General features: G+C 70.4%; 10 protein-coding genes. 2 read left to right on the forward strand and 8 right to left on the reverse strand.

The window, feature by feature from the left end:
- Positions 1–88: 88 nt before the first annotated feature.
- From PKE84_RS00505 to PKE84_RS00525, 5 genes are all read right to left on the reverse strand, one after another.
- On the reverse strand, positions 89–805 hold the full coding sequence (locus tag PKE84_RS00505) for a hypothetical protein (RefSeq protein WP_271175239.1): 717 nt from the start codon (positions 803–805) through the stop codon (positions 89–91).
- Between the two features lie 253 nt (positions 806–1058).
- On the reverse strand, positions 1059–2372 hold the full coding sequence (locus PKE84_RS00510) for a D-arabinono-1,4-lactone oxidase (protein ID WP_271175240.1): 1314 nt from the start codon (positions 2370–2372) through the stop codon (positions 1059–1061).
- Complete coding sequence (locus tag PKE84_RS00515; protein ID WP_373877093.1) at positions 2369–3640, reverse strand: amino acid deaminase/aldolase; 1272 nt, start codon at positions 3638–3640, stop codon at positions 2369–2371. The genes PKE84_RS00510 and PKE84_RS00515 overlap by 4 nt, the downstream gene beginning before the upstream one ends.
- Positions 3640–4896 carry an MFS transporter gene (locus tag PKE84_RS00520; protein ID WP_271175241.1) on the reverse strand — a complete coding sequence of 419 codons (1257 nt, stop codon included), beginning with the start codon at positions 4894–4896 and terminating at the stop codon, positions 3640–3642. Before PKE84_RS00520 ends, PKE84_RS00515 begins: the two co-directional genes overlap by 1 nt.
- Entirely contained in the window at positions 4893–5546 is a 654-nt protein-coding gene (locus PKE84_RS00525) for a TetR/AcrR family transcriptional regulator (protein ID WP_271175242.1), read from the reverse strand. The genes PKE84_RS00520 and PKE84_RS00525 overlap by 4 nt, the downstream gene beginning before the upstream one ends.
- Positions 5547–5746: 200 nt before the next feature.
- Between PKE84_RS00525 and PKE84_RS00530 the strand changes: the two genes are divergently transcribed.
- On the forward strand, positions 5747–7885 hold the full coding sequence (locus tag PKE84_RS00530) for an Ig-like domain-containing protein (RefSeq protein WP_271175243.1): 2139 nt from the start codon (positions 5747–5749) through the stop codon (positions 7883–7885).
- 18 nt (positions 7886–7903) lie between these two features.
- On the opposite strand, the gene PKE84_RS00535 is transcribed toward PKE84_RS00530, so the two are convergent.
- The 3 genes from PKE84_RS00535 to PKE84_RS00545 form a co-directional block, all read right to left on the reverse strand.
- A complete protein-coding gene (locus PKE84_RS00535) occupies positions 7904–8293 on the reverse strand; it encodes a YchJ family protein (RefSeq protein ID WP_271175244.1) in 390 nt (129 codons plus the stop codon).
- Positions 8294–8580: 287 nt separating this feature from the next.
- Entirely contained in the window at positions 8581–8949 is a 369-nt protein-coding gene (locus PKE84_RS00540) for a VOC family protein (RefSeq protein WP_271175245.1), read from the reverse strand.
- A 205-nt stretch (positions 8950–9154) separates the two neighbouring features.
- Complete coding sequence (locus PKE84_RS00545; protein ID WP_271175246.1) at positions 9155–9730, reverse strand: TetR/AcrR family transcriptional regulator; 576 nt, start codon at positions 9728–9730, stop codon at positions 9155–9157.
- 131 nt (positions 9731–9861) lie between these two features.
- On the opposite strand from PKE84_RS00545, the gene PKE84_RS00550 reads away from it, so the two are divergent.
- On the forward strand, positions 9862–11322 hold the full coding sequence (locus PKE84_RS00550; protein ID WP_271175247.1) for an MFS transporter: 1461 nt from the start codon (positions 9862–9864) through the stop codon (positions 11320–11322).
- Positions 11323–11349 lie beyond the last annotated feature (27 nt).

Here is an 11349-nt window from a genome sequence, read left to right on the forward strand (position 1 = left end):
TTCTCCGAGTGCCCGACACCGGAGAAGTCGACGCCACGATCGTTCCACTGACGGCGTCCGTGGTCGGACGGACCCCGTCAGAGCTCGGCTACGGACAACCCCAATATCCCGATGGGGTCAGCACGAGCGTGGCGCCGGGGCACGGACCGCACCCCGAGTTGTCCGGGGGCGCGGACGACGCTCCCGGGACAGATCGCGGAGCAGGCGCGGCCGGAGCCGCCTGCACCGTCTGGTTGTGCGAGCCGCTGTCGGCGCTCGCGTACGACGCGGCGGCCTGGGCCTGCTGGTATTCGGCGGCCGCACGAGCGGCCGCTGCGGCAGCCGCTGCCGCCGCGAGACGCTTCTTCTCCGCCGCCTTGAATGCGGCGACCGAGTCGGTGACCGCCTTCTCCGCCTCTTTCAGGTGAACCACGGATGCGGTCACCAGGTACGCGGTCGAGGTCGCCGCCCGGGTCGATGTGGTGGCCATCGCCGTCGCGAGCGCACGGCGGCCGCTCTCCGCCGCCTGGCCGGCGCTCGAGGCGAGCACGGAGCGCGCCCGCGCGATCTCGGTCGAGGCTGCGGCGGCGACAGCCGTGCGACGGGTGTCGGCGGTGGTGACGCGGGCCGAGGCGAGCGACGCCCGGTGCGAGGCGACCAGCGTGGTGACGGCGGCCGCTCGGGCGGACTCACGCGCCTCGACGGCCGCGGTGGGGACGGCGCCCACCGTGGAGGCGACGACACCGGCGGCCACAGCGATGGCGACGACGGAGACGAGCAGGCGTCGCGGCGCGGTGGCGGACGGACGGGTGATGCGGTCGGACATCGGGGCCTCTCCTGAAGATGAATTATTCTCAATAACTCTCAGGTAACTCACAGCTAGCAGGGAGTGTTTCAGTGAACTGAGAAGCTGTCAAGATTCTCGTGAGTCACATTCGTCACATCCGTTTCAGCCCGTTTTCGCAAAAAGCCGAGAAATCCCCGGAATTACGCGGAAATCCGAGGACTCCTCAGCCGGCGCACAGAATGTCGTCGACACCCGGTTTGGGGACATCCGAAACGGGCGTTTTTCGGCGGACTCAGGCGCCGAGCACTCGCTGGAGGTAGGAGTTGGCGAAGAGGCGCTCGGGGTCGAGACGGTCACGAACGGCCACGAAGTCGTCGAACCGCGGGTAGGCGGAGCGCAGTGATTCGGCATCCCGGGTGTGCATCTTGCCCCAGTGCGGTCGCCCGCCGTGCGCCATCATGATCGCCTCGACGGCCCGGAAGTACTCGGCCGGGTCCTCGCGGTAATACCGGTGAACGGCGATGTAGCCGGTCTCGCGGCCGTGCGCCGTCGACAGCCAGTTGTCGTCGGCCGCTGCGGACCGCACCTCGACCGGGAACGAGATGCGCCAGCCCCGCTTCTCGATCAGCGCCTTCACCTCGGCGAGCGCCTCCGGCACCGATGCGCGCGGGATGGCGTACTCCATCTCGCGGAACCGCACCGAGCGGTTCGTCACGAAGACGCTCGGCGAGACATCCGTGAAGTCGCGGTTGCCGGTGAGTTTCTGGGCGAGCCGGCTGAACGGCGGGACGACCGCGGGAACGACCGTCCCGAGGGCGCACACGCCGCGATAGAGCCCGTTGGCGAGCAACTCGTCGTCGACCCAGCGGCCGAATGCGGGCAGCGGAGCGCGCGGTTCGGTGAGCGGGAGCCTGGTGTTCGTCTTGGTGAGCGCCGTCTCGGTGTGCGGGAACCAGTAGAACTCGAAATGGTCCTCGGTGGCCGAGCGCTCCAGGAACGAGTCGAGCGTCTGCTGCAGAGGCTCCGGCCGCTCGACAGCCTGCAGCAGGTACGCCGGCACGCACTGCACCGTGATGTCGACGATCACGCCGAGCGCGCCGAGACCGAGTCGTACGGCGGGCAGCAACTCGGCGTTCTCCGTCTCGCTGACCCGCACCAGTTCGCCGGCGCCGTTCACCAGCGTCAGGGCGACGATCTGGGTCGCGAGGCCGCCGAAGCCTCCTCCGGTGCCGTGGGTGCCCGTCGACGTCGCACCGGCGATCGTCTGCCGGTCGATGTCGCCCATGTTCTGGAGGGCCAGCCCGTACGGGCGCAGCAGGCGCGGCAACTGGTGGAGCCGGGTGCCGGCCGCGAGGGTCACCCGCCCGAGCTCCTCATCGACCGCGATCACGCCGCTGAGGTCGGTCAGGTCGAGTTGAACGCCGGGCGCCACGGCGATGCCCGTGAAGCTGTGGCCGGCGCCGACCGGCTTGACCCGCATCCCCTGCCGCGCGGCCGCGGAGACCGCGCGCTGCACCGCCTCCGCGGTCGCCGGTCGTTCGACCCGCGCCGGGCGCGCTGTCTCGGTCCTGCCCCAGTTGCGCCACACGGCCCCCGTCGCCGTCACAGGAAGACCTTGCCTTCGCCCCGGTAGCTCGGCACCGCGTCGACGACGGCCGCCCGCCCGTCGACGGTGTCGACGAGGTGGAAGACGTCGACGTGCTCGCTCAGCTCGCCCGACTTCGTGTGGCGCAGCCAGACCCGGTCGCCGACGCGCAGCACGCCCGCGGCCGCCCCGGTGAGCGGCGTCTGCACCTCGCCCGCCATCTCGCGCTCGACCATCGAGAGCCCGGTCGGCCAGGCGACCTGGGGCATCCGGTCGGCGCCGGGAGGACCGGAGGCGATCCAGCCGCCGCCGAGCAGCGTCGCGGTCTCCGGTGCGGGCCGGCGTACGACCGACAGCGCGAACGACGCCGCAGGCGCCGGGCGGAACGACTTGTAGGTGTCGAAGAGGTGACCGCCGAACAGGCCGCTGCCCGCGGCGATCTCCGTGACCGAGTCATCCGACGCCGTGAACTCGAGCGAGCCGGTGCCGCCGCCGTTCACGAACTCGAGGTCGGCGATCTCCCGAACGCTCGCCACCGCGTGCGCGCGGCGATCGGCGAGCTCGGCCTTCGAGTTCTTCTGCACCCAGCGCAGCGTCGCGCCCCAGGCAGGACGTCCGGGAGGATTGTCGCCCTGCCCGGCGATCTGCGCCTCGTAGCCCATCATCCCGACCAGCGCGAAGCCCGGTCGCTGCACGATCGCCTCCGCGACCGCGCGTACCGCCTCGGGCGCATAGAGAGGGGAACGCCAGACCCCGATGTGCCCGAGAACGGGGCTGTTCCACGAGGAGTCGAGCTCAAGACAGAGCCGGATGCGCTCGCGGGCATCCGGGGCCACGACGGCATCGATGAAGTCGAGCTGCGCCACGGAGTCGACCATCAGCGTCACCCGCGCCGCCAGTTCCGGCGAGGCGGCGAGCCGGGCGATCGCGCCGCGGTCGGCGGTCGGGTAACCCACCACCACGTCCTCGATCGGCGGATGCCCGTCGGAGCCCTCGGCGAGCCAGAGCGCCTCGGGCAGCGTGTAGGCGAGGACGCCGTGGTAGCCGGGGAGCGCGAGCACGGCATCCAGCACCGAGCGCACCCGCACCGACTTCGACGCGACCCTGATGGGCTTGCCGCCCGCTCGCCGCAGCATGTCGTGCGTGTTGTGACGCAACGCCGGCAGGTGGAGCACGGCGAGCGCCGGGTCGAGCCGGGCGGTCGCCGCCGAGAGCGACGGCCAGAACACGTCGGGCGTCGTCCAGGTGCGCTCGGCGGGGGCTGGTCGGGTGGAGAGATCGATGGGCACTAGCGCACTGCTTTCACTCGGGCGACCGCGAGAGCACCCGCGAACGCGAAGACACCGGACATGATGAAGAGACCCATGAAACCGCCCATCGCCGCGACCACTCCGGCGCCGATGAGCGGGGCGATCGCCTGGGGGACGGCGGTGGCGATGTTCATGATGCCGAGATCCTTTCCGCGGTTCTCCGGGTCGGGAAGGACCTGCGTGGCGAGGGCCTGGTCGACGGAGAGGAAGCATCCGTAGCCGAGGCCGAGCAGACCGGCGGCGACCATCGCCACCGACAGGTCGGGCACGAAGGCGAGCAGCAGGGCCGCGACGCCCTGAATGGCCGATGAGAGGAAGACGAACGCCTTGCGCCGGCCGATACGGTCGGACCAGCGCCCCATCACCAGCGAGGCGATGATCACGAAGACCATGTAGATCAGGATGAGCACCAGCAGGTCGTCTTCGGCGTGCGGGTCCTTCAGGCCGAACTGCAGGAAGTACAGCAGGAGGGTCGTGCCGAACGCGTTGCCGAAGTTGACGAGCACCCGGCTGAGCAGCGTCCAGCCGAAGTCCGGATGCTCGCGCGGGCTGATCCAGAGGCTCTCGACGATCGCGCCGAACGTCATCTTCTGCTTGAGCTCCGGCGGAAGCACCGCATCAGGAAGGAAGAGGAACGGCAGCACCAGCACCAGCAGCAGCACGGCCATCGCCGTGTATCCGAGGAAGGTGCCGACGAAGACGTAGGTCACCAGCGAGACGCCGAGGATGATTCCGATCGCCTGCGGCGCACTGAGCCAGCCGGAGACGTAGCCGCGCTGGTCGACGGGAACCTGGTCGCTGATCGTCGCGGTGAGGGCGGCCGTGAGGATGCAGAAACCGGTGAGGGCGAGCGACCAGAACACGCCGATGCCGACGATCGAGGTCTGGGCCCCGAGCAGCACCAGCGAGACGGCGAAGACGACGGCGCCGATCGCGATCCACGGGCGACGGCGCCCGAAGCGGCTCGTGGTGCGGTCGGACAGCGCGCCGGTCAGCGGGTAGGCCACGATCGCGCAGACGCCGGAGATCCCGGAGATGATGCCGAAGGCGACGACGTTGTCGACCCAGTACGTGGACTTGAGCTGCGCGGTCACCTGGTCGGGCAGCAGCTTCTGGATCGGCGCGAGCTGCGCCATCCAGATGCCGAGCCAAGCGATCGCGAAGAACGCGATCCAGCGCCCCGTGACCTTTCTGGTGGGTTCGGCGTACACCGCCGGGAGTGTGGTCTGGGTCATCGGGTCCTCGCGATCGGGTCAGCGGTGGGTGGTGCGAGATCGGGACGTGCGGGTGTTGCGAGCATCGCCACCGCGTCGGCGGCGAAATCCATGGTGGCGGTGGCGGTGCGGTCGTCGCGGGTCACTAGCCAGGCGATGGTGAGGCCGTCGGTCAGCACCACGAGCATCCGGGCGATCTCGGCGACCGGCCGGGTCCACGAGCATCCGGTGAGCGCGGCGGCGCTCGCGAGCGCGGACTCCGCGACGCTGAAATAGCGGTCGTACTGACGGCGGGCGAGCTGCTCGAAGCCCGGCTCGCGCAGGGCCCATTGGGTGAGCTCGAACATCGCCTTCTCGCGGTCAGGATCGGCGCGCACGCCGTCGAGGTAGTGCTCCAGGCCCGCGCGCACGGCGTCGCGCATGGTGACGCCGCCCTCGACAGGGGCGAGTGCCGGAGCGAAGGCCGACTCCTCACCGTCGACAACGGCGTTGATCAACTCGACCATGAGCTCGTCGCGCGAGGTGAAGGCGTAGTGGAAGCTCGCCAGCGACATCCCCGCCTCGGCGACGATCGCCCGCGTCGTCGCGGCGGCGACACCGTCGCGCGCCACAACCCGCACTGCCGCACGAACCAGTGCCGCACGGCGGTCGACGGCGGAGATGCGCGTCATTTCTCTCCTGCTCCGGAGCTTCGGGCGCCACATTGCGCGAGAAGTGGGACGGTTGACCCAGTTGTCAGTATGCCGTAAATCCGGCCCGCCGGTTTGACACGCGATGCCGGTGGCACCTGAAATGGGGTGGAATGGCGCAATCTCTGTCTCATGCACCACCAGTCCGGTCGAGGGGGTCGACCGGACTCATCGTGGGCTCTGTGCTCACCGTGCTGCTCAGTGCGGCGTTGCTGACAGCGCTCGTCCCCGCCGCGCACGCCGACGCCGTGCCATCATCAAGCCCGCCCGAGAGTGCGGCGTCTCCCGCCGACACCGCACCGAGCGACATCGCGACACCCACCGGCACCCCGACCCCGCCGGCTGAAGCCCCGACCATCGACGACCCGGGCAGCGACCTCGTCACCGCCCTCCCGCTGCGCGTGACCGGATCGGGAACGCCGGGCGACCGCCTGCAGATCTCCGGCGGCGCAGGCGGATCCGCCGGCTCCCGGTGCACCGTGACAGTCGCCGCCTCCGGACGCTGGGCCTGCGCGCTCGGCTCCCTCCCGGATGGCCCATCGGTCGTCATCCGCGCCACGTCGGTCCGCACCGGCCTCTCGTCGACGGCGAGGGTGGCGGCACTCTCCCCGCCCACCATCGACGGCGCTCCCGGCGGCCTCATCACCGGAGGTGGCGTGCACGGCACCGCGTATCCCGGAGCCGACGTGACCGTGCGGGCGAGCAACGGCGCCACCTGCCGATTCCCGGCCGATTCGAACGGGTCGTGGGGCTGCGTGCTCGGCGGCCTCGCCTCCGGCCACTACACCGTCACCGCCAGCCAGCGCGCGGACTTCTCTGCGCAGAGCTCCGCGGCGAGCGCCCGCGTGTCGATCACTGTCGACACCACGGCGCCCGGGCGACCGGCGATCACGTCGCCGCGTACCGGCGCGATCGCGAAGCCGGGTCAGGCGGTCACCTTCGCCGGACGCGGCGAGACCGGCGCGCACATCACGGTCTACGCCAGCGACGACGCGGGGAGCACGGTGGTCTGCACGGCCACCGTGGCGGCGGGGATCTGGCGCTGCCAGGGGACGCTGCGATCGGGCAGTTTCCTGATCTCGGCCCTGCAGCGGGATGCGGCCGGCAACGTGAGCCCGGGCAGCAACACCGTTCCTCTGCGTTTCGCCTCTCCGTCGCCGAGCCCGAGCGGCACGCCCCGATCGCCAGACTCGCCCTCCGCGGAACCGACCACTCCCCCATCATCGGCGGCGCCCGCCGTGCCCCCGGCACCGAGCCCGACCCCGTCGCCGTACGCCGGGGAGCATCTGCCGGGGATGCCCGATTGGATGCGAACACCGTTCACCACGGCGTCGGCGCCCGTCGTCACAGCGGAGGCCTTCCCCGGCTGGCTGCGCTCCCTGCTGCTTGCCGTCGCCGCGCTGCTCCTGCTCGCGCTGCCTGCGCGCCTGCTCGCAGGCACCATCGCTCGCACCCGCTCCGGCGAGCGCGAGCCGCGGCGCGCCGCCCTGTTCGGGCGCAACCGCAGCCGCGCCGAGCTTCGCGAAGCGGATGCGCGACTCGGGCCGGCCGGCTCGGCTGCCGCGGACGCGCCGGCCGCATCGGCGCTCCCCGCCCACAGCCGCTGGTCCATCCCCGCCGCGTTCGTCGCCGCGGCCGCGCTCGTGACCCTTTCGAGCCCGGTCGACGACGCCGCCGCCTACGTACGCGTCGTGTTGGCGATCGCGATCGCCCTCGTCGCTGTCAACGGTCTCTGGGTCGGCCTCGCGCGTTGGACCGCCCCGCACCTCGCCGGCGGCCATGCGCGCATCGTCTTCCAGCCGTATCAGCTGCTCATCGTCGGAGCCATGGCGATACTCTCCCGGGTGTTCGGCCTGCAGCCGGCACTGCTCTTCGGACTCATCCTGGGCGTGGTGCTCGCCGACGGGGCCAGCCGGGTCGCCCGCGGTCAGATCGCCTCCGTTCAGCTCGCCGGCCTCGCCGGCATCGGCGTGCTCGCCTGGCTGACCGTGGGCGTGCTCCCCCATCCGACGGGCGCGGTGTCGGCGTTCCTGCTCGAACTGGTGAACGCCATCTCCCTGCTCGCGATCGGGTCGGCCGCCGTCGCGCTCATCCCGGTCGGCGCCCTCGCCGGCCGCGCCGTCTTCCAATGGTCGCGGCTGCTCTGGCTCGGGCTCAGCCTGGTGGTCTACACGCTGCTGTTCGCACTGCTGCTCCCGGTCGCCTCGCTGGTGCAGTCGGGCGCGAACTGGCTCATGGTCACGCTGGCCGCCCTGGCCTTCGCGGCGCTGAGTCTGTGCGTGTGGCTGTGGGACCGCTTCGTCGAGCCGTCCCGGCAGTGAGACACCGGGCGTAGCCGCTCACGCCGCGTCGACGTAGAACCACGTGCCGCCTTCGCGGACGAAGCGCGACACCTCGTGCTGCATCCCCACGTCCGCGCCCTTGTAGTACGCCTCGAACTCGACGATCCCGTCGCGGTCGAACGGACCACCCTTCTCGGTGCGCACGATGTCGAGCCGATACCAGCGGAGACCGGGATCGAGCTCGAGCGACGTCGGTCTGGTCGAGGGGTGCCAGCTGCGCAGGAGGTAGGAGACGTCACCGAGGGCGAACGCGGAGAAGCGCGAACGCATCAGCCGCTCGGCGGTGGGAGCGTCCTGCTCACCACGATGGATCGGGCCGCAGCACTGGTCGTACGTCTCCCCGCTGAGGCACGGGCAGCGGACGGGCGTCGTGGATGCGGTGGTCACCCGTCGAGGCTACCCGGGCCGCCCCGGCGGCGGCATCCGGATGGCCGATCGTGCGCACATCGTCGCGCGACGCCGGTCGTCCCGAGGACCGTCGCCGCCGCGGCGATGAGCAGACGCCCCGTGGCGGAAGACCCGGTCGCGGCCACCGTCGGGGGGGGATCTCAGGGACCGCGGCCGGGTCGAGGACACCACACCAGATCGGGCGTCTCGATCATTGTGCGTCGCGGACGTGGGCGGGGGCTTTGCGAGCGCTGAGGGTTCTCTCACAGTGCGCGAGAACCCCGGTCTCACAGGTGGTTCGCGACCTCGCCGGCCTGCACGACGCAGAAGCGGTTCCCGTCCGGATCCTCGAGCACGATGTAGTCGGCATCGTCCGGATACTCCCAGTCGACCCGACGGGCACCGAGGCCGACGAGGCGCTCGACCTCGTCCTCCTGGTCGAAGGCGTAGAGATCGAGATGGTGGCGCTGATGATCGTGCGCCGTCGACGTGACCTGGCTGATCGCCAGCTGCGGACCGTGTCCTTCGCGCGGCACGAGGATCGCCCAGTCGACATCGGGCTCACGCAGCGTGCGGTAGTCGAGCGCCTCGGTCCAGAACCGGATGGCGCCCTGCACGTCGCGCACGCCCCACACGATGGAACCGATCCGGATCATGCGGACAGTATCCGCCTGGTCCGCCCGATCCGCCAGCGTGCCGAGGTGTACCGTGTCCCCATGGCTGGATATCTCATCGGATTCATTTGGCTCGTCATCGTCGTGGGCGGGGCGCTCGCGCTGGGCGCCATCGTCCAGCTGGTGAAGGCGCCGTACCGCAAGCGCTGACGCGCCAGGCAGCCACACGTCAGCGGCCGCGCCCTCGTCAGCGCAGTCCAGCCAGAAAAAGGTTGAGCACCCGGCGCAGGTCGTCGCGGCTGTAGCCGCTCTTGTTCGCCGCCCAGGCCAGCGAGCTGGCGAAGACGAACAGATCGTCGCTCTGCACCTCGTCGCGCACGGCGCCGGCACGCTGGGCGCGCTGCAGCAGCGATGCGGTCGCGGACTTCATCATGCTGCACGGCGCGGTCAGCGGTGACGACTCGTCGTTGACCGATTCGGCGACCGAGTCGGGAAGTCCGTCGTAGCTCGAGAGGTGACGAGCGAGATCGATCAGCCACTCGTTGAGGGCTTCGCCGGCATCCGGATGCTGCAGGAGCTCCTCCGCACGCTGGTCCAGGCCCTGCCGGCTCTCCACCAGCGCGGCGGCCAGTAGGCAGTCGCGGCTCGGGAAGTGCCGGTACAGCGTGCCCGCGCCGACACCGGCACGCTTGGCGATGTCGTCGAGCGACGTCTGCACGCCGTGCTCGCTGAACGCCGCGCACGCGACCTGCACGATCTTGTCGTAGTTGCGCTGCGCGTCCGCGCGCAGCGGCTTGGCCTGAGTGAGGGTCTCGCCGGCCACGTGGGCTTCCTTTCCGAACTGTTCACTTCGTCACCGTTGACAAAGCGGAGACAGTCTCCGTATTCTTGAACACTCAAGAGGAGAGTCTCTCCGTATAGCAGTCTACGTCCCCGAGAAACGGATGCGCCAGCATGACGACCACCGAACTCAGCCAGAACACATCGAACACACCGGCAGTATCCATCCGCCGAGGCCTCCGCGGCCCGGCCCTCGGCCTCATCGTCGTCTTCATCACGCAGCTCATGCTCGTGGTCGACGCCAGCATCGTGAACGTCGCGCTCCCCGACATCCAGAAGGAGCTGCATTTCTCCCCCACCGACCTCTCCTGGGTGGTCACCGCATACGCCCTGGCGTTCGGCGGCCTCATCCTGCTCAGCGGCAAGATCGGCTCGATCGTCGGAGCACGCCTCGCGCTGATCGTCGGCGTCGCCGTGTTCATCGTCGCGTCGGCGATGGGCGGCTTCGCCCCGACCCCGGAGGTGCTCGTGGCAGCGCGCGTGCTGCAGGGTGTGGGCGCCGCCATCGCAGCGCCGAGCACCCTCGTGCTGCTCGTCGAGAACACCACCGAGGGCCAGAACCGCGCCCGCGCCATGTCGCTGTTCGTGCTCGCCGCCGGGAGCGGCGGGGCGATCGGCCTGATCCTCGGCGGCTTCCTCACGACCAGCTTCGGCTGGGAGTGGGTGATGTTCGTGAACGTGCCGATCGGCATCCTGATCATCGCGGGCGCCGCGCTGTTCCTGCGCGAGACGAAGCGGGTACCGGCGAAGCTGGATGTCGGCGGCGCCGCCGTCTCGACGATCGGCATGGTCGCGCTGGTCTACGCGTTCACCCGCGCGGCGAGCCACGGCTGGACCGATCCGCAGACGCTGATCTCCTTCGCCGTCGCGATCGTCGCGCTCGTCGGGCTGATCTTCATCGAGCGGCGCCACTCGAGCCCCGTCGTGCAGTTGCACTTCTTCTCAAGCATGCGCACGGCGACACCACTGCTCGGCATGCTCCTCGTGCCGGCCGGGATGTTCGGGTTCTTCTACTTCGCCGCCCTGTTCACCCAGCACGTGCTCGGCTTCGACCCGCTCGGCACCGGACTCGCGCTGCTGCCGTTCGTCGCAGCGATGCTCGTGACCAACGAGATCGCTCCCCGCTTCCTCCCCCGCATCGGCGAGAAGGTGGTCGGCGTCGCCGGCCTCAGCGGAATGGTGATCGGCCTCGTCTGGCTGGGCCAGATGAACGCCGCCAGCACGTTCTGGTCGGGAATCCTGGGCCCGGCGATCGTGCTCGGCATCAGTGCGGGCCTCACCTTCGCCCCGCTCACCTCGATCGCCATGGCTCAGGCGCCGAAGGACGAGGTGAGCGCCGCCTCCAGCCTCCTGCAGGGGATGCAGCAGCTCGGCGGCAGCATCGGCGTCGCGGTGCTGACCACCGTGTTCGTCGGGGTGACGGCCATCTCGGGCGAGGCTCGTGGCATCTCGACCAGCCTGCTGATCGGCGCGGCGTTCCCTGCGGCGGCCCTCGTGCTGTTCGCCATCTGGGGCCGGCGCATCCCCGCGACGGCCGGCGACGAGGAGGGCGCGGCCCCGGTCGTGCTGCACTGAGATCCGCATCCGGATTCGAGGGCCCGC

This window comes from Leifsonia poae (assembly GCF_027921845.1).
In the GTDB taxonomy this organism is placed as follows: Bacteria; Actinomycetota; Actinomycetes; order Actinomycetales; family Microbacteriaceae; genus Leifsonia; species Leifsonia poae.